Here is an 18,358-nt window from a genome sequence, read left to right on the forward strand (position 1 = left end):
GGGCGCTCACTTTCCGTTGGGGGCGGGTTACGGCGCCGTCGCGGGTGCGGCGGAGCGGGTGGGGACGGCGAGGGCGAAGGATGCCGCGGTCTCGGTCGAGACGGTCGTGCGGCTGACGAGCCGTCCGCGGTGGATCACGACGCGGTCGGCGCTGGCGAAGGCGACGGCCTCGCCGAGGGAGTCCGCCTTGACGGCGACGAGGTCGGCGCGGGCTCCGGCGACCGGGCCGGCGAGGGGCAGGCCCATCACGTCGCGGGCGCCGACGGTGACGGCATCCATGGCGTCATCCGGGGCGAGGTGTCCGGCGCTGACGAGCAGGGAGGCGGTCTCGAGGTGGTCGCAGCGTCCGACGGGGTTGAAGGGGTCGCGCACGTTGTCGGCGCCGGCGGCGACGCGCACCCCGGCGGCCTTGAGGCGGCCGATCGGGGCGATGCCGCGGGGGATCGCGCGGTCGACGCCCCACCCCTGCAGGTACAGGTTCGTGATCGGCAGCGCGATGATGCCGATGTCGGCGGTGCGGATGCCGTCGGCGAGGGCGTCGAGCTCCGTCTCGGCCATCATGCTCAACCGCACGCAGTGACCCGCGGTGCGGGGGCGGTGCCAGCCCGTGACGGCGGCGGCGTAGGCGGCGAGGGTGTCGGCGCCCGCGAGGCTCTCGTCGGTGTGCAGGTCGAGACCGACGTCGCGACGGCGCGCGAGGGCGATCAGCCGATCGAGGTCGGCGATCGGGTCGTCGGCGAGGTGCGGGGCGCCGCCGACGAGGTCGACGCCGGCGTCGAGGGCCGCCTCGAACACGTCGTCGGGCACGGTCGGGCCGCCGAGGGCGACGAGCTCGATGTCCATGAGTCCGGCTAACTCGGCCCGCAGGCGCACCAGGGCTCGCACCCCGGTCAGGGCGTCCTCGCCGCGCAGCAGGTCGACGTGCGTACGGATCGCGGTGATCCCGGACGCCAGCATCCGCCGAGCGGTGTCGCGGGCGCGCCCGAGCGTGTCGTCCTCGTCGAGGGTCATGGCGTAGGCGTGCCAGCTGTCGATGGCGCGTTCGAGGTCGCCGAACGGGGGCTGGATGGCATCCCACGACTGCGATTTGTCGAGGTGCGCGTGAGGTTCCGCGCCCGCGGCGGTGACGAGGTATCCGGCGAGGTCGAGCGTCACCCCGTCGGTTTCGGGCAGGGGGCTCCCCGCGGGCACGACCGCGAGCACCTCGTCGCCGTCGAGCGCGATGTCGACGAGGTCGCCGGAGGCGAGGCGCACGCCTCGCAGTGAGGCGATCGAGACGGGTGGAACGGCGGACACGAGGGCCTCCGGGTGGCGAGAAGACAGGCGTCGAGACGGGAACCACGACGGCGGGGCGAGCCGCCGAGGGCGGCTGCGTCAGTGTTGGTGTGACCAACATCCGGCGATGTTCCGATGCTAGGAACCCTGCGTTTCCGCTGTATTTCTCCCGCGTGACCCTCGTGACAAAGTTCGCCCCGCCCGCCTCCCGATCGGTGCCACGCCGCGAGCGCCGCCCCCTCAGGCGTGCGTGTGCGCGCTCGGGATCAACCGTTCCGAGGCTCGGCCGTCGGTCACCCCTTGACCGCGGAGCCGGCGACCGACTGGACGAAGTAGCGCTGGAAGATGAGGAACACGATCAGCACCGGCAGGACGAGCAGCGTGCCGAAAGCGAACGTCTGTCCCCAGTCGACGGGCACGCGGGCGGAGAACACGCTCATCTGCAGGGGCAGGGGGCGGACGCTCGGATCGCTGGTCACCAGGGACGGCCAGAGGTACTGCCCCCAGGAGCTGAGGAAGGTCAGGATCGCGACGGTGGCGAAGACGGGCTTGGAGTTGGGCACGACGATGCGGAAGAACGTGCCCCAGGCGCCGAGACCGTCCAACCGCGCCGCCTCTTCGACGCTCTTGGGGAGGTTGAGGAAGAACGTGTAGAAGAGGAACACGCTGAACGCGTTGGCGATGAAGGGGATCATCTGCACCAGCAGGGTGTCCCGCTGACCCTGCATGAGCGCCATGAGAGGGATCGCGACGGATTCGAACGGCACGATCACGAGCAGGATGATGAGAATGAACACCTTGTCACGTCCCACCCACTCGAGCCGCGAGAACGCGTAGCCGGCGAGGGAGTTCACCACGAGGCCGCCGACGACGACCACGACCGAGATGGCGACGGAGTTGAACATGAACTGCCAGAAGTACCCGGAGGCGTTGGAGCTCAGCGCCTGGAACACCGCGGCGTAGTTGTCGAAGGAGAGGTTGGTCGGGAGGAACCCGGCGAAGCCGTCCAGCACCTCGGCGGAGGGCTTCAGGCTCCCCACGAGCAGGTAGGAGATCGGGGCGAACATGAGGATCGCGGCGACGGCCATGAGGGCGTAATCGCGGATGTCCGTGGCGACGCGACGCGAACGGGGGGTGGAGGTCATGACTCGCTCCTTTGGCGAAGCAGACGACGCTGCACGAGGGTGATGAGCACGATGATGAGGAACAGCACCACTGAGATCGCGGACGCGCGACCGAGGTTGTTCTCCGAGAAGATCGCGTTGGTCGCGGTGTACAGCAACGTCTGCGTCGCATCCTCGTTCGCCCCGGCGGTGCGGATCAGGATGTAGACCTGGTCGTAGACGCGGAACGCCAGGATCGTGGTGAGCAGGGTCACGAAGATCAGGGTGTTGCGGATGCCGGGGACGGTGACGTGGCGGAACTGCTGCCATCCGTTGGCCCGGTCCAGGCGGGCCGCTTCGTAGCGTTCCTCGGGGATCTCCTGCAGCGCGGCGAGGATGATCACCATCTGGAAGCCGACGCCCTGCCAGATCGACAGCAGGATCACCGACCCCAGGGCGGTGGCGGAGGAGCCCAACCAGTCCTGCGCGGGGACGAGTCCACCCGTGATCAGCGAGACGGAGGCGTTGAGGAGTCCGTCTTCGCCGCGGTCGAGGATCAGGCGCCAGATGACGGCGACCAGGGCCATCGGGAAGACGACCGGCATGAAGAAGAAGGTGCGGAAGAACTTCACGCCGCGGAGCCGCCGGTTCAGGAGCACGGCGAGCATGAGAGCGAGCCCGGTCTGGACGGGGATGACGACGACGGCGAAAACGAGGTTGTTCAGCAGCGACCGCAGGAACGTGCCCGAGAGGATCGGGTCGGTGAACAGGCGGATGTAGTGCGTGAATCCCCAGAATCGCGGGTCGCGCGCCAGGTCGGCCTGCACGTTGAAGAGCGAGAGCACGATCGCGGCGACGAAGGGGATGCCGACGAAGGCGATGAGACCGATGACGGCGGGGGCGACCATGACGACCCCGTCGCGGGTGTCTCGCCATCGGAACCGGCGAGGGCGGGGGTGGGGGAGCGGCCCTGCGGGGGGTATCGCCGTTGATACGGGGGTGACCATGATGCTGCCCTTCTTGCGGTCTGAGGGTGTGGGGGTGCGCGCGGCGGAGCGCGCACCCCCGCGGTGGGTGAGGCGACTTACTGCTGATATCCGTCGTTGTCGGCGAAGTTCTGGTCGATGGTGGTCGCGGCGTCCTGGAGGGTCTTCAGAGGCGCGGAGCCTCCCCAGACGGACGAGAGCGCACTGGCGAACTGGGAGGTCACGGTCGGGTACCCGGGGGTGAGGGGTCGGTAGACCGCCACGCAGCCGTCGGTGATGGCATCCGATGCGCACGAGTTCGCCAGCTGCTCGCCGAAGAGGGCCAGGGGGCCGCCCTCCTTGTAAAGGGGGTCCGCGGCGAAGGCGGACGCGGTGGCGGGTGGTGCGCCGTTGGCCTGCGTCATCGCGGTGACGTTGTCGTCGTTGAGCAGGTAGTCCAGGAACGCGCCCGCGGCGCTGCCGTCATCGGTACCCGCCCCGATGCCCCAGGTCAGCGAGCCTGCTCCGGCCTTGGGCCCGTTGCCGAAGTCGGGCAGGGGCATGACCAGCAGGTCGTCGCCTAGGGCCTCGCTGTACGCGGGGTAGTTCCAGTGCCCGCCGATGCCCAGGGCCACGCGGCCATCGGGGAAGGCGTTGCCGTCGGCGTTGGAGTCCACGAACGGCTTCCAGGTCGCGACGTCCGTGAGTGCCGCGACGCTCGCCTCGGAGTCGAGGGCCCCGACGGCGGAATTGTCGGTCAGCAGGTTGCCGCCCGCGGACCACACGAACGGCGCGAAGGCGTAGGTTCCCCACTCGCCGGCGAGACCGGCCTCGTTCAGGTCGAGAGCCTTGCCGGATGGGCCCGCCGCGGACAGCGCGGCGAGAGCGTCGGCGAACTCGTCCGAGGACCACGCGGTGTCGATCGACGTCGGGTACGTGACCCCCGCGGCATCCAAGAGGGACTTGTTGCCGTACAGGCCCATGGCGGAGTCGAACTGCGCGAGCGCGTAGAGCTCCCCACCGAAGGTTCCCTCGGAGATGGATCCGGGGGTGGCGTTGTCGATCGTCTCCTGCGAGACGTACTCGCTGATCGGGGTGATCTTGCCGTTGTACGCGAAGCTCGCCAGGGTCGGCCCGTCGATCTGGAGGACGTCGGGCAATTGGTCCTTCGGGGTGCTGGTGATCGTCGTCGTGTACGTGTCGCCGGCGATCAGACGCAGGCTCGCGGTGATGTCGGACTGCGACGAGTTGAAGCCGTCGACGGCGGCCTGCAGCGCCGCGTTCTCGCTGTCCTGACCCTGCAGGGCCCAGATGTCGATCTCGCCCGTGCCGTCGCCGGCGGAGCTGTCGCTTCCACCGCCGGCGCACGCGGTGAGCAGGACCGCGCCGGTGGCGAGTGCGGTGGCGGCGACAATGCCGCGACGCGTCATTCGTGTGATGTTCATCGTTCTCCTTGATGTGGATATCCGTCGTTGGACACGGGGTGCAGGCGGGGGAAGCGGTGCAGCATCGCGCGCACGCCTGCGGTGCGCGCGACAAGTGAGAAGGAGGGGGTGGTCAGGAGCGAGCCGTCGCGATTTCGTGCAGCTCGATCTCGCCCTGCGGCGAGATGGAGAACGGGATGGGGTCGGAGATCGCGCTGCGGAAGCCCTCGGGGGTGCGGTCGTTGTGGAACGCCAGCAGCGCCCAGCTCCCGTCGCGGTGTTGGACCAGGCGGCCGGAGTACAGCGACTCCGACGTGAGCGGTTGCGCCTGCGACAGGTCGAACGGTCCGGTGGGCGAGTCGACGAGCATCGCCCAGGTGCCGACGTTCGGGTGGCCGATCGCGCGAGCGGTGGTGGTCGCGTCGGCCGAGCAGGAGAACAGCAGCACCCATCGGTCGCCGACCTGGGCGACCTGCAGCACCTCGACGTGCGCGAAGCCGGCGCCGGGATGCGACAACGGAGGGCGCACCTCCCAGGTCGAGAGGTCGGTGCTGACCGCGTGCCCGACGACGCCCCGATCGTCCAGATCGCCGTGGTCGGCGCGCGCCGTGACGAGCATGTGGAACCCGTCGCCGGTGGGGTCGGCGAACACCCAGGGGTCCCGCCAGGCCTCCTCCTTCCACGAGGAGGTGCCCCAGGTCTCATACCAGCGCGCGTCCGCGGACGTCACCGGGCCGGGCTGCTTGGTCCACGTCGCCAGGTCGGCGGACGTCGCCACGCCGACGGTCTCGATGTTCGCCATGTGGGGTTCGTCGGCCAGGAATCGGGTACCGGTGTAGAACATCCGCCAGAGCCCGTCGGGGCCCTGCAGGACGTTCCCCGTCCAGGTGGCCGTCTCGTCGAACGCCCCGGTGGGCCCGACCGAGAAGGGGGCCTCGCGCAGCTCCCACCGGACGAGGTCCGTCGACACGGCGTGACCGATCCGCGCCGCGCGGTGTCGGCGGGACTCGTCGCCCAGGGACATCGGTGCGTGGAGGAAGAACAGGTGGTGGTCGGTCCCGTCGTCGGCCAACCAGAAATCCCACACCCAGGATCCGTCGAGGCTCAGCATCGGGGGCACCCGCGTCCGTTCGCAGTTCCGCTTCGCGGTGTGGTGAGTGACACGGGCATCCTTCGGCGTTGAGGGTGGAGAGCGTGCTAACACGCTTGACTCGTCAAGTTAGGCGCTTTAGCAGAACATGTCAAGCGCTTTAGCACGCGGGATCGATAGGCTGGGTACGGACAACGGTGACGAGAAGGTGCGGACGTGGGACAGAAGCGTGTGACGATGGCCGATGTCGCGCGCCTCGCGGGGGTCTCCACGACGGCGGTGTCGCTGATCATGAACGATCGGCAGGGCACGCGACTGTCCGCCGATGCCGCCGCTCGCGTGCGTGCCGCGGCCGACACGCTGGGCTATCGCCCCAACCTCACCGCTCGTGCGCTGAGCACGCAGAAGTCGCACGTGATCGGCTTCATCTCCGACCAGGTCACGACCGACCGCCTCGCGAGCGGGCTGATCCGCGGGGCGCTGAGAGAAGCCAAGAAGCACGGCCACGTCCTCTTCATCGCGGAGACCGACGGCGAAGACGGAGCGGTCGACGGAGCGATCGAGGCTCTTCTGGACCGACAGGTCGACGGCATCATCTACGCCGCGACGAGGCCGCACGCCCTCTCGGTGCCCGAGCTCGTCGGTGTCACGCCCGTCGTGATGCTCAACGCGACCGCGGAGGGCGCCCGAGGGGTGGTGCTGGCCGACGAATATCAGGGCGCGCGCGACATCGTGACGCTCCTGCTCGACGCGGGCCACACGACGGACGTCGTCATCGTGGGGCGGTCCCTCGACCAACCCGACGACGAGTGGCTTACCGTCGCGGTGCAGCGACGACTCGACGGGATCTGGGACGCACTGCGTTCGCATGATGTCGTTCCCGTGGCCCAGATCCCCGTCCAGCCCTGGTCCATGATCAACGGCTACCGGTCCGTGCGGGCTCTGATCGACGACGGATCGGTGCCGGCCGCGCTCATCTGCCTGAACGATCGTCTGGCGTTCGGCGCCTATCGCGCGCTGGGGGAGGCGGGCCTTCGCGTAGGACGCGACGTCGCGGTCGTCTCCTTCGACGACGACGACATCGCCGTCTACCTGGATCCGATGCTGACGACGGCCGCCGCGCCGTTCGATGAGATGGGTGCCGCCGCGGTGCGCTTGCTGTTGGCGGGGGTCCAGCCCGAGCAGGAGCATCTCGTCCCGGTGCCGCTGCGCGTGCGCGGATCCGTCGACGTGCCCCCGGACCTCGCGCGAACGTTCGAGATGAGTCCCAGCGAACCCGACTGGGTGCGCTGATCGAACACCGGCGTCGTCATGACGACCCGCGTGACGCGCCCTACAGCTCCAGCGTGATCCGCTCGCACGCGGCCCGCGAGACGCACACCATCATCGTGCGGTTCGCCGCCTGCTCCTCGGGTGAGAGCACCGAGTCGCGGTGCTCCACGTCGCCGTCGACGATGGCGACCTCGCACGTGCCGCAGGTGCCGACCCGGCAGCTCGAGGGCACGATCGCCCCCGCCTCCTCGATCACGTCGAGCACCGAGCGCTCGGGCGGGACGGTGACGCTCACCCCCGAGAGCATCAAGTCGACCTCGAACGGCTCCGTCCACACCGGGGGTCCCAGCACCTTGGCCTCGAACCGTTCGACGTGCAGGCTGCCGCCCGGCCACGCGGACATGGCATCCTCCAGCGCCTCGAGCAGACGCGCCGGTCCGCAGGAATAGACGACGGTGCGAGCGACCGGCGCGGCGAAGCGGGCGGCCAGATCCAGGCGGCGCCCCTCGTCGGCGGCGTACACCTCGACCCGCTCGCCGTACCGCTCGGCGAGGTCGTCGGCGAAGGCCATCGCCCGGCGCGAACGCCCGGCGTACAGCAACGTCCACGCCGCCCCCGCCGCCTCGGCGGCCTCGATCATCGGCAGGATCGGCGTGATGCCGATGCCCCCCGCGACGAAGACGTACGAGCGGCCGGCCGTGGGCGCGAACAGGAAATGGTTGGCGGGTCCACGCACGCGCAGCGAGGCTCCCTCGACGGCGTTCTCGTGCAGCCAGACCGAGCCCTCGCGCTCGCGCAGCACGCCGATCCGCCACGTGCCGCGCTCGGCGACGGAACCGCACAGCGAGTACTGCCGCTCGAGACCGCCGGGCAGCACGACGTCGATGTGCGCGCCGGGCGACCAGTGCGGCAGCGTGCCGGCGGTGCGCTCGAGGTCGAGCAGGACGATGCCGTCGGCGGCATCCCGTCTCGCCCGCACCACGACGTCGAACGTCACGCCGCCGCTCATGCTTCGACCCCCGACTGGTCGTCCGCGCCGCCGCCGTGCACGAGGTCTTTCACGATGAGCAGGCGGTAGGTCGCACCGTCGGGTGAATGCCACCGGTGCGGCGTGCCCGAACGGCAGTAGACCGAGTCGCCGACGTGCAGCGTGCGCTCGCCGTAGATCCCGAAGGAGATCACGATCGAGCCCTCGAGCACGGTGAGGAACTCGTCTTCCTCGTGCACGTAGTGGTCGCCCGGGGCGGAGTTCGAGCCGGTGAACTCGAGCGGCTCGAAGCGCCGCGCGCCGGTGGCCAGAAGTCGCGCGGTGCCTTCGGCGTAGGGGCCGATCACGCCCTCGTCGGCGGCGACGAACGACGGCTGTGCGTCCTGGTCGGTGCGCGGCGATTCGGATGCCGCGATCAGCTCGACGCGGCTGGTGCCGAGGGCCCGGGCCAGGCGTTCCAGGCTCGCCATGCTGGGGCGCGCGAGTCCACGCTCGAGCTGGCTGAGGAACGGGTGCGACAGCGTGGCCGCCTCGGCGAGCTGCGTGAGGGTCAGACCGCGCGCCTTGCGGAGGCCCCGCAGGTGCGCGCCGAGCAGTTCCTCGCCGGTGGGAGCGTCGTCGATCGCGGGGGCCATGGTGGTCATCGTCGCACTCTCTCGAACAGCTGGGCGACGATCTCATGCTCGTCGGCGGTGGTGAGTCGGCCCTCGTCGACGACGACACGTCCGCCGACGACGACCGTGCGCGGCCGGCGCCCGGGGGAGGCCCACAGGAGCCCCGCGACCGGGTCGGCGACCCCCGCGTCGGCGACTCCGGAAACGTCCCAGATGCACAGGTCGGCGGCCGAACCGGGGGTCAGTCGTCCGAGCTCGGGTCGGCCGAGGCCTTCGGCGGAGCCGGCGGTGGCCATGCCGAGCACCTCGGATGCCGGCAGCTGCGGCCCCACGAGCGCGGAGACCTGCATCGCCAGGCGTGCGTCGGCCAGCAGATGCCCCGCGTCGTTGCTGCCCCCGCCGCTCGTGCCCAGGCCCACGGCGAGTCCCGCGTCGAGGAGGCGCCGCACGGGAGCGACCCCCCATCCCATCGGAACGTCGCAGCCGGGAGCGTGGGTGGCGGTGATGCCGGATGCCGCGAGGCGGGCGATCTCGTCGTCGGTGACGGCGCACAGGTGGGCGAGGGTGACGTCGGGGGCGAGCCATCCCCATTCCTCGAGCAGGTCGATGGGGCGGGAGGCGTAGCGCTCGAGGGCGATATCGACGTCGACGACCTCGTTCGCCTGCGTGCGTCGGTGCAGGCCGTGCATGGCCGCGACCTCGCCCAGCAGCTCGAACGTCTCGCGCGGATCGCTATGCACCCCCGCGGGCCCGACCGCGACCTGCAGCATCCCGTCGGCGGAGACGCCGCCGTGGATTCCGGGCAGGAGCGCGCGCACGATGGCGTCGGCCGAGGCGGCTGCTTCTTGCGGATCGTCACGTGCGGCGCCCCTCACGAACGCCAGGCGCGCACCGAGCCCCGCCGCCGCCCCCGCCGCCGCCCGGGCCATGCCGACGGTGTCCGCACCGCTCGGCCAGGTGAGGTGGTGGTCGGCGACGGTGGTCACTCCGCAGAGCAGCGCCTCGGCGAGACCGGCGCGAGCGGCGAGGCCGGTGAGCTCCGGGTCGACACCGGCCGCGGTGTAGGCCGAGGCCATCGCGGGGAGCCACTCCCGCATCGGGATACCGCGGGTGCCCGGAAGGGTGCGGAACGCCGTCTGCAGGAGGTGGTGGTGCGCGTTGACGAGCCCGGCGGTGACGACGCACCCCGTGGCATCCACTTCGGTGATCGCCGCGCGACCCACGCCCGCGACGTCGAGGCTCTCGACGATCGTCCCGTCGACGCACACGACGTCGCCGGTGCGCACGCGCCCGGTGTCTTCGACGACGGCCACCGCGCCGCGCACGACGAGAACGCTCACGCGGTCCTCACCGCGCACGAGAGGGTCGTCTCGCCCGGGGCGGCGTTCTTCGCGGAGCCGTGCAGGCGGGGCCCGCGCACCTCGCGGAGCGGGCGGGCGTCGGCGTCGTTCCGGGATGCCACGATCTCGGCGATCACCGAGAGGGCCGTCTCCTCGGCGGTCGCACCGCCCAGGTCGAGCCCGAGCGGCGAGTGCAGTCGCGACAGCTCGGCCTCACTCACCCCCACGGCTCGCAGCAGTGTCGCCCGGCGCGCGACGGTGGCGCGCGCGCCCATCGCGCCGACGAAGCCCACGGGCAGCCCCAGCGCCGCACGCAGCGCGGGCACGTCGAGGCGCTCGTCGTGAGTCAGCACGCACACGGCGGTGCGGGCGTCGGGGGCGGGGAGCCGCTCGAGGAACTCGTGCGGTGCGGCGACGACGAGCTCGACGGCGTCGGGGAAGCGTTCCCGTGTCACCAGCAGCGCCCAGTCGTCGCACACCGTCACCGCGAACCCGGCCGCGGAGCCCAGGCGGCACAGCGCCGCCGCGTGCTCCCCGGCGCCGAGGATGACCAGGCGCGGGGCCGCCGGGCGGTGCAGGTCGAGTCCGTCGCCGTCGAGGTCGAGGTGCAGTGTCGCCGCAGCTCCCGCACGAGCGTCCGCCAGTGCGGGAAGCACGGCGGCCGGGTCGATGCGGTAGGCGACGACGTCGACCGCGCCGCCGCACGCGAGCCCCGCGGAGATGGGCGTGACGGTGCCGTCGTCGGTGAATCCGAAGCGCGCGCGGCGCACCTCGCCGGTGCGCAGAGCGTCGAGTCCGAGCATCACGGCATCGCTCTCGACGCACCCGCCCGAGATCGATCCGATCACCCGTGCGTCGCGAGTGACGGCGAGCGTCGCCCCCACCCCGCGCGGAGCGCTGCGCACCACACCGGTCACCGTCACCGCCGCGACGGGCACGCCCGCCTCGAGCAGCGGCACCAGGTCGGCAGCCAGATCGAGCATGCATCCGACCGTAGTCGGGGTGTGTTTCGCGCGCGCTACGCTGTCGTCACCATGCCGGCCGTGCCCTCCGCTCCCCCCTGCGGGCTCGTGCTCGCCGCGGGCGCGGGTCGCCGTTTCGGCGGTCCCAAGGCGCTCGCCCGCACGCCCGCCGGCACCCCGTGGGTCGCGCTCGCCGTGCAGGCTCTCCGCGACGGCGGGTGCTCCGAGGTCGCGGTCGCGCTCGGCGCCGGGGCCGACGAGGCCGAACCCCTCGTCCCCCGCGGAGCGACGATCGTGCGGGTCCCCGACTGGAGCACCGGGGTGGCGGCCTCGCTCCGCGCCGGCCTCGAGGCGCTGGCATCCGGATCCGCGCCCGCCGTGATCGTGCTCCCCGTCGACACCCCCGATGTGCCCGCCGCCGCTGTCGCGCGCGTGGCCCGTCGAGCAGCCTCCGACGCCCTCGCGCAGGCCGCCTACGACGGCGCACCGGGCCACCCGGTGCTGCTCGGCCGTTCGCACTGGGCCGCCGTCTCCGCCGCCGTGCGCGGCGACATCGGGGCCCGGCCGTACCTCATCGCCCAGGACGCCGCGCTCATCGAGTGCAGCGACTTGTGGTCGGGAGCCGATCGCGACACCCCCTGACGGGGTCACTCCGGGGGCGACGGCGCCAGACGGTACAGGATCCGCGGGCGACCGCGCGCGCCGTAGCGGTGGGCGAGGTCGATGGTCCCGGTGGCCACGAGGTGCTCGAGGTAGCGCTGCGCGGTGGCACGCGACAGTCCGCACGCGACGGCGACCTCGGATGCCGAGATGTAGGCGACCGGATCGAGGCTCTCCCGCACGCGCGCGAGGGTGACCTCCGCGAGGCCCTTGGGCAGCGCCCCCGCGGACGACCGCGCGGGGAGGCGCACCGTGCCCGTGCCGAGGAGCCGGTCGATGTCGCCCTGCGTCATCTCGCGGTCGCGGCCGGCGTCGGCGCGCGCTTGATGCTCCCGGCGGTAGGTCTCGAGGCGACGGCGCAAGAGGTCGTGGGTGAACGGTTTGACGAGATACCCCACGACGTGCGCGGCGAGCGCCTGGCGCACCGTCACCTGGTCCTGCGAGCTGCTGATGACGAGCACGTCGAGACCGTGCGTCCCGAGCGTGCGCAGCCGGTGCAGCACCTCGACTCCGCTGATGTCGGGCAAGCGCATGTCGAGGAGAACGAGGTCGACGCCCTCGCGTGCCCGCTCGACGGCTCCCTCGCCGGTCGCCGCCGACCCGACGACGCGGAATCCGGGCACCTCGTCGACGTAGCGGCCGTGGAGCGCCCGCGCGGCGGCGTCATCGTCGACGACGAGCACGCGCACCACCTGATCGGTCACGTCGGCACCGTCATCTCGAACGCGAATCGAGCGCCGCCCCACGCCGAACGGCCGACGAGGATCTCGCCCCCGCGCTCGCTCACCGCGCGGCGCACGAGGTCGAGCCCGAGGCCGCGACCGGTGCCCGCGACGTCGGGCTTCGAGGAGTACCCCGCCGCGAAAGCCCGCTCGACGTCGTGCGGGTCGAGGCCCGGACCGTCGTCGTCCACGGCGCCGTGGAGGATGCCGCCGATCTCTGAGAGGCTGCAGCGCACCCGTCCGGCCCCGGCCTCCGCCGCGTTCCGGCACAGATTGGTCAGCACGAGCATGACCGCGTCGTCGACGGGGAGGTCGCGATCCACCTGCACCTCGAGGTGCGCGCCGATCGCCGCCACCTCCGCGCGGAGGGCCTCGAGGCTCGCGCTGACGACCGACGGCGCCAGCAGCGTGTCGGAGGCCGCCCGCGCGGTGAGGGTGGGAGCGGCGGCCGAGATGTAGTCCAGCGCGTCACGGGTGTCGCCGTGCGAGACCAGCCCGTGCAGGACGTGCAGTCGTGTGCCGAACTCGTGGGCCTGCTCGCGCAGCGCCGTCATCGTTCGGCCCATCTGCTCCTGCTCGGCCGCGGCCGCATCGGCTCGGCGGAAACGCCGTTCGATCGCCGCCGCGAGCAGTGACGACGCCAGGGTGCCGGCCACGAGCGCGCCGAGACTCCAGGGCAGCAGGGCGCCCAGCGCTTCGTCGCGTTCCGTGAGCAGACGCGACTCCAGTACGCCCACCGCGACGATGCCCACGATGTCGTCGCCGTCTCGGATGGGCACCTTCGCGCGCAGCGACGGGCCGGACGGACCGCTCTCGGTGCCCAGGAACGGCGTGCCCGCCAGCACGGTCGCGTTCGCCGTCTCGACCTGAAGTCCGCGCTGGGCGGGCTCGGGGTGCGTGATGCGCACGCCCTCGTCATCGGTGATCACCACGTAGAACACGCCCGCGGTGCGCTCCACGAGGTCGGCCAACGGCTGCAGCATCGCCGTCGCCGGCGCCAGGTCGGCGGCATTGGCCAGATCCGAGGTCGTCCCCACCTCCGATACGGATGCCGCGGCCGTCCGCACGTCGTCGAGTTCGGCGAGCTCCGCGGCCACCTCGAACACCCGGTCGGCGGTGTCGTCGCGGATGCGGCGCTCCTGCACCGCGGCGGCGATCACCGTCGTCAGAGCCACCGCACTCAGCACGATGACGCTCGGTAGCACCACCAGGGCGCGCCGCACGACCCGGGCGGTGGCCGGGGCCGGGGAATCGCGCATGGGGCTCTCTCTCGCACGCAATATGAGCACAAAGCGCGCCGGGGGTGCGCGGTGCCCGCCCTCCTGAGAGCGTCGTCACATTCTGCGCACGACGACGTTCGCAAAGGAGGAGCTGTGATGTCGGAGCCTACGCCTTCATCTGTCCCTGACCATCCGCCGGTCGCCCGGCCGAAGCGCCGATGGGTCGGCCGTGTCGCGGGGGGAGCGATTGCCGCCTCGGCGATCGCGATCGCCTCGTACGGCTCGATCACCTCGGCCTCCGCGGGCGACGACATCCACGCGTCGATGACGATCATCGCCCCCGCGGCGGCGGGCGGGGGGTGGGACGGCGTCGCCCGCGAACTGCAGCAGGCACAGAAGGCCAACGGCCTGGTCAACAACGTGCAGGTGGTCAACATGCCCGGCGCGGGCGGCACGATCGCGCTCGGCAACGTCTCGGTGCTGAGCGGTCAGGCGGGCAACCTGCTCGTCGGCGGCACCGGCCTGCTGGCGGCGACCGTCCAGTTCGACTCCGCCGCCACCCTCGACGACGTCACCCCCCTGGCCGTGATGGTCGAGGAGTACGACGTCATCGTCGTGCCGGCCGACTCGCCGTTCCAGGATCTCGACGACCTCGTCACGGCGTGGAAGCAGGACCCCCGCGCACTGCCGTGGACCGGCGGCGGATCGTTCGACCAGCTCGTCGTGGCCGAGCTCGCGCTCGCCGCGGGCATCACCCCGGCCGACATGACCTACATCTCCTCGGACGGCGGGGGCGAGGCCATCCAGGCCCTGCTCAACGGCACCGCTCGGGCCGCCGCCGGCGGCTACCCCGACAACATCGACCAGATCGAGTCAGGCCGCCTGCGCGCGCTCGCCCTCGTGGCGGCCGAGCCGATGGACGGTATCGACATCCCCACCGCGGTCGACCAGGGATATCAGGTGGGTCTGACCAACTGGCGCATGCTCGCTGCCCCGAGCGGGCTGGACGACGAGCAGGTCGACGGGCTCACCGAGCTCGTGCTCGACTCGATCGCGACGCCCGAATGGGCCGACGCCCGCGCCCGGTATCACTGGACCGAGCGCATCATCACCGGCGACGACCTCGACGTCTTCCTGGCCGACGAGCGCTCGCGCATCGAGCGCCTGTACGAGGAGATGGGCCTGTGATGCCGTCGAACAACCCCACCTCCGTCTCGGCGACCGTCGGCAACCGTCTGCGCTTCCAGCGGGGGAGCGGCCCCCGGGGCATCGCCAAGGCGCTGATCATGCCGGCCGTGCTCGCGGCGTTCGCGACGTACCTGCTCTTCGGCATCTTCACGATGAAGGTGCCGCCGAACGCCGCGTTCCCCGGCCCGCAGTTCTTCCCGGCGATCATCGCGGCGGGGCTGTACTTCTTCGCGGTGGTCCTCGGCATCGGAGCGGTGCGTGCGGCGCTCGTCACGCCCTCGGTCGACGACGAGGAGCCCGGTGAACGAATGGTCGGCGTTGACTGGCGCTCGTTCGCGTGGGTGGCGGGGTCATTCCTGGGCTTCGCCTTCCTGCTCGGCATCCTGGGCTGGATCATCGCCGCCGCCCTGCTGTTCATGGGGATCGCCCGTGGTTTCGGGCAGCGCAGGGTGCTCTTCGCCGCCGTGGTCGGGCTGACCATCAGCTCCCTCAGCTACATCGCCTTCGACATGGGGTTGGGCCTGTCCCTGCCCTCCGGACTTCTCGGATGGGCCTTCTGACATGGACGTTCTGAACCTCCTCGGCGAGGGATTCGCCGGTGCCCTCACCCCGCAGAACCTCGTCTGGGTGCTGGTGGGCTGCGTGCTCGGAACGGCGGTCGGCGTCATGCCCGGCCTCGGCTCCTCCATGGCCGTCGCGCTGCTGCTACCCGTGACGTTCTCGCTCGACCCGACCGCGGCGTTCATCATGTTCTCGGGCGTGTACTTCGGCGGCTTGTTCGGCGATTCCATCACCGGCATCCTGCTGAACACCCCCGGGCAGGCCTCGGCGATCGCGTCGACCTTCGAGGGTCACAAGATGGCGCTCAACGGACGTGCGGCTCAGGCGCTGGCCACGGCCGCCATCGGCGCCTTCATCGGCGGGATCATCGCGGCGACGCTCCTGGTGTTCTTCGCCCCGGTGCTCGCGGGACTGTCGAGCAGTTTCGGCCCCGCCGAGTTCTTCGCGCTGGCGATCTTCGCCTTCGCCGCGACCTCGTCGATCGTCACGGATAACGCCGCCAAGGGTCTCGCCTCCCTGCTCCTCGGGCTGGGGATCGCCGTCGTCGGCATCGACGGCGTCACCGGAGCCCCGCGTTTCACGCTGGATTCACCGAACCTGTTCGACGGCATCTCGCTCATCACGGTGACCGTGGGAATCCTGGCCCTCGGCGAGGTCATCTACGTGGCGTGCCTCGAGCGGCACATCAACGACAAGCAGATGATCCGCCCGACGGGGCGGCCCTGGCTCACCAGGCGCGAGTTCGCGGAGGCCACCCCCGCGTGGCTCCGCGGCACGGCCATCGGCCTCCCGTTCGGGGTGATCCCCGCGGGTGGTTCGGAGATCCCGACATTCCTGGCCTACGGCATCGAGAAGCGTCTCGACGGCCGGCGCAAGAAGCCGCGCTTCGGCACCGGCGCCATCCGGGGCCTCGCCGCCCCCGAGGCCGCCGGAAACTCGACCACGGGGATGGCGATGGGCTCGCTCCTGGCGCTGGGCCTGCCCGTCTCGGCGACGGCGGCCATCATGCTCGCCGCGTTCCGTCAGTACGGGCTGCAGCCGGGGCCGCTGCTGTTCGAGCGGAGCCCCGACCTGGTGTGGGCGCTCATCGCGAGCTTCTTCATCGCGATGGTCGTGCTGCTCATCCTGAACCTGCCGTTCGCGATGCTGTGGGCGAAACTGCTCGTCATCCCGCGCCCCTACCTGTACGCCGCGATCGCGGTGTTCTGCGGGCTGGGCATCTACGCGACCTCCGGGGCGACGTTCGACCTCGTGCTGTTGCTGGGTATCGGCCTGCTCGGCTTCGCGATGCGGGCGCACGACTACCCGCTCGCGCCGCTCATCATCGGCATGGTGCTGGGTCCGCTGGCCGAGACGAGCCTGCGGGATGCCGCGATGAGTGCCAACGGCGACCTCACGACGCTCTTCCAGGGTCCGATCGTGATCGCCATCTACGCCGTGCTGCTGGTCGTGCTGGTCGCCGCAGGGCGGAACCGCGTCCTGGCGCGCCGGCGGGCGCGGACGGCAGCGAGGGAGACGGTCGGCGTCTCCTGACGCGGATCGCGACAAAGGGCGGGGTGCTTCGGCATCCCGCCCTTTTCGCGTCTCCGCGCCCGCCCGCCCGGCGACGCCGTTCGGCCCACGAACCTCGGGGGCCGGACCACCCGCGACAGGATCCCGTGCGCGTCGGCCGGGCGTGCGCGGTCACCGATCGGGTCGGGAATCCCGTCGTGTCGCGGGGGCGATCGGAGCGGGGGACCGGACGTCCGACGCCGACGGTGCGGGGGTGCGTCGTGCGCGACGCCGGGCGGCGATCCGATGCCCCCAGCGATTCATGGGCGACTCGACCAGTCGGTAGGTGGCCCACGCCAGCACGAGCGAGCCGGCGAGACCGAGCGGGTACTGCGCCCAGGACGGGATCGCCGGGGGGAGCTTCTCGAGCGCGTTCAGGACGAAGGCGTGGGTGAGGTAGAACGAGTAGCTCACCGTGCCGATGAACAGCAGCGGGCGGCTGCTGAGCACCGTGGTCGCCGCCCCCGGCGGGGCGGTGAAGAGCGAGACGATCGTCACGGCCCACAGCAGCCCGTAGGGCACGTACAGCGGCGTTCCGAGGGCGATGTCGGGGTAGAGCACGAGGGCGAGCGATACGGCCAGGAGCGCCCAGGTCAGCCACCACCTTCCGAAGAGGCGGGCGAGCACGCCGAACGAGCCCCGATAGTGCAGCCCGACCGCCACGAGCACGCCCAGGATGATGTGGACGTAGGGCTGCAGCACCCGCGCGACCGGCGTTCCGAAGCCCACGACGGTCAGGATCCCCGCGGACACCAGTAGGAGCGGAATGAGAGCGGTCCAGCGGCGGCGGAGGAGGAGGAAGCCCACGACCGGCCACACGAGGTAGAACTTGTCCTCGATGCCGATCGACCATGCCCCCGAGAATGGCGCCTGGTGCTCGGCCGTGTTGGTGAGCTGCACGATCTCGGGAAAGCCCATCAGGTACCCGGGGAGGGCGTTCAAGAACTCCGCGCGCCGGTCCTCCTGCGTGCCCAGCACCAGGATGAGTACGCAGTAAACGGCGAGCACGAGCAGGTACATCGGCAGGATGCGGAAGGCGCGACGGATGTAGAACGCGCCGAAGTCGACGGGACGCTCATCGCTCTCCCGCAGGAGCAACGTCGTGATGATGAAGCCCGAGATGACGAAGAAGAGGGTCACGCCCACTCCGCCGTGCACGGCCTTCCAGGGGCCTGGGGCCTCGACGTGGCCGGTGAAGACGAGCAGGATCGCGACCGCGCGGAGCCCGTCCAGCGGGAGGAGCCGGGTGGTGTCGCGGAACCTGCGCCACGAGGTCTCCAAGGTGTGTGTCATGTCGCCTTCCCTGTGCGCCATACGGCCTACCCGCGTTCGACGGCGTCAAGACCGCCGGAGCTCATTCCGTGAGGATGCCGCGTGCTCCTCGCCCCGCGCGCCGCGAAGCGTCCCTCCGCGCGCCGCGACG

General features: G+C 71.2%; 17 protein-coding genes. 5 read left to right on the forward strand and 12 right to left on the reverse strand.

The features are described 5' to 3' along the window. Positions 1–27: 27 nt before the first annotated feature. From QRO03_RS15415 to QRO03_RS15435, 5 genes are all read right to left on the reverse strand, one after another. The gene (locus QRO03_RS15415) at positions 28–1,296 is read right to left on the reverse strand and encodes an amidohydrolase family protein (protein WP_285138374.1); all 1,269 of its coding nucleotides are present in this window, start codon (positions 1,294–1,296) and stop codon (positions 28–30) included. A 272-nt stretch (positions 1,297–1,568) separates the two neighbouring features. Further along, positions 1,569–2,420 carry a carbohydrate ABC transporter permease gene (locus QRO03_RS15420; RefSeq protein ID WP_285138375.1) on the reverse strand — a complete coding sequence of 284 codons (852 nt, stop codon included), beginning with the start codon at positions 2,418–2,420 and terminating at the stop codon, positions 1,569–1,571. Further along, on the reverse strand, positions 2,417–3,286 hold the full coding sequence (locus tag QRO03_RS15425) for a carbohydrate ABC transporter permease (RefSeq protein ID WP_285138376.1): 870 nt from the start codon (positions 3,284–3,286) through the stop codon (positions 2,417–2,419). The genes QRO03_RS15420 and QRO03_RS15425 overlap by 4 nt, the downstream gene beginning before the upstream one ends. 176 nt (positions 3,287–3,462) lie before the next feature. Beyond that, on the reverse strand, positions 3,463–4,788 hold the full coding sequence (locus QRO03_RS15430; RefSeq protein WP_285138377.1) for a sugar ABC transporter substrate-binding protein: 1,326 nt from the start codon (positions 4,786–4,788) through the stop codon (positions 3,463–3,465). Positions 4,789–4,900: 112 nt separating this feature from the next. Beyond that, the gene (locus QRO03_RS15435; RefSeq protein WP_285138421.1) at positions 4,901–5,878 is read right to left on the reverse strand and encodes a glycoside hydrolase family protein; all 978 of its coding nucleotides are present in this window, start codon (positions 5,876–5,878) and stop codon (positions 4,901–4,903) included. A 195-nt stretch (positions 5,879–6,073) separates the two neighbouring features. On the opposite strand from QRO03_RS15435, the gene QRO03_RS15440 reads away from it, so the two are divergent. Beyond that, positions 6,074–7,150: a LacI family DNA-binding transcriptional regulator gene (locus tag QRO03_RS15440; RefSeq protein WP_285138378.1), complete on the forward strand. Its 1,077-nt coding sequence runs from the start codon at positions 6,074–6,076 to the stop codon at positions 7,148–7,150. Positions 7,151–7,190: 40 nt separating this feature from the next. Here the strand turns inward: QRO03_RS15440 and QRO03_RS15445 are convergent, their stop codons facing one another. The 4 genes from QRO03_RS15445 to QRO03_RS15460 are packed head-to-tail and all read right to left on the reverse strand — an operon-like array spanning position 7,191 to position 11,054. Beyond that, entirely contained in the window at positions 7,191–8,138 is a 948-nt protein-coding gene (locus QRO03_RS15445) for a PDR/VanB family oxidoreductase (RefSeq protein WP_285138379.1), read from the reverse strand. After that, positions 8,135–8,761: a helix-turn-helix domain-containing protein gene (locus QRO03_RS15450; RefSeq protein WP_285138380.1), complete on the reverse strand. Its 627-nt coding sequence runs from the start codon at positions 8,759–8,761 to the stop codon at positions 8,135–8,137. Before QRO03_RS15450 ends, QRO03_RS15445 begins: the two co-directional genes overlap by 4 nt. Beyond that, on the reverse strand, positions 8,758–10,071 hold the full coding sequence (locus QRO03_RS15455; protein WP_285138381.1) for an amidohydrolase family protein: 1,314 nt from the start codon (positions 10,069–10,071) through the stop codon (positions 8,758–8,760). The genes QRO03_RS15450 and QRO03_RS15455 overlap by 4 nt, the downstream gene beginning before the upstream one ends. Continuing rightward, positions 10,068–11,054: an XdhC family protein gene (locus QRO03_RS15460; protein ID WP_285138382.1), complete on the reverse strand. Its 987-nt coding sequence runs from the start codon at positions 11,052–11,054 to the stop codon at positions 10,068–10,070. Before QRO03_RS15460 ends, QRO03_RS15455 begins: the two co-directional genes overlap by 4 nt. A 51-nt stretch (positions 11,055–11,105) precedes the next feature. On the opposite strand from QRO03_RS15460, the gene QRO03_RS15465 reads away from it, so the two are divergent. Next, positions 11,106–11,675: a nucleotidyltransferase family protein gene (locus tag QRO03_RS15465; RefSeq protein WP_285138383.1), complete on the forward strand. Its 570-nt coding sequence runs from the start codon at positions 11,106–11,108 to the stop codon at positions 11,673–11,675. A gap of 5 nt (positions 11,676–11,680) precedes the next feature. Here the strand turns inward: QRO03_RS15465 and QRO03_RS15470 are convergent, their stop codons facing one another. Next, positions 11,681–12,397 (reverse strand): response regulator, encoded by a 717-nt coding sequence (locus QRO03_RS15470; protein ID WP_285138384.1) that lies wholly within the window; start codon positions 12,395–12,397, stop codon positions 11,681–11,683. Then, positions 12,394–13,674: an ATP-binding protein gene (locus QRO03_RS15475; RefSeq protein ID WP_285138385.1), complete on the reverse strand. Its 1,281-nt coding sequence runs from the start codon at positions 13,672–13,674 to the stop codon at positions 12,394–12,396. The genes QRO03_RS15470 and QRO03_RS15475 overlap by 4 nt, the downstream gene beginning before the upstream one ends. Positions 13,675–13,791: 117 nt before the next feature. On the opposite strand from QRO03_RS15475, the gene QRO03_RS15480 reads away from it, so the two are divergent. The 3 genes from QRO03_RS15480 to QRO03_RS15490 are packed head-to-tail and all read left to right on the forward strand — an operon-like array spanning position 13,792 to position 16,917. Next, positions 13,792–14,823, forward strand: a complete 1,032-nt coding sequence (locus QRO03_RS15480) for a tripartite tricarboxylate transporter substrate binding protein (protein WP_285138386.1) — start codon at positions 13,792–13,794, stop codon at positions 14,821–14,823. Next, entirely contained in the window at positions 14,823–15,383 is a 561-nt protein-coding gene (locus QRO03_RS15485) for a tripartite tricarboxylate transporter TctB family protein (protein WP_285138387.1), read from the forward strand. The genes QRO03_RS15480 and QRO03_RS15485 overlap by 1 nt, the downstream gene beginning before the upstream one ends. Position 15,384: 1 nt before the next feature. After that, a complete protein-coding gene (locus QRO03_RS15490; protein WP_285138388.1) occupies positions 15,385–16,917 on the forward strand; it encodes a tripartite tricarboxylate transporter permease in 1,533 nt (510 codons plus the stop codon). Between the two features lie 150 nt (positions 16,918–17,067). Here the strand turns inward: QRO03_RS15490 and QRO03_RS15495 are convergent, their stop codons facing one another. Further along, positions 17,068–18,228 (reverse strand): acyltransferase family protein, encoded by a 1,161-nt coding sequence (locus tag QRO03_RS15495; RefSeq protein ID WP_285138389.1) that lies wholly within the window; start codon positions 18,226–18,228, stop codon positions 17,068–17,070. Positions 18,229–18,358: the final 130 nt, after the last annotated feature.

The organism is Microbacterium sp. lyk4-40-TSB-66 (genome assembly GCF_030209475.1).
GTDB lineage: Bacteria > Actinomycetota > Actinomycetes > Actinomycetales > Microbacteriaceae > Microbacterium.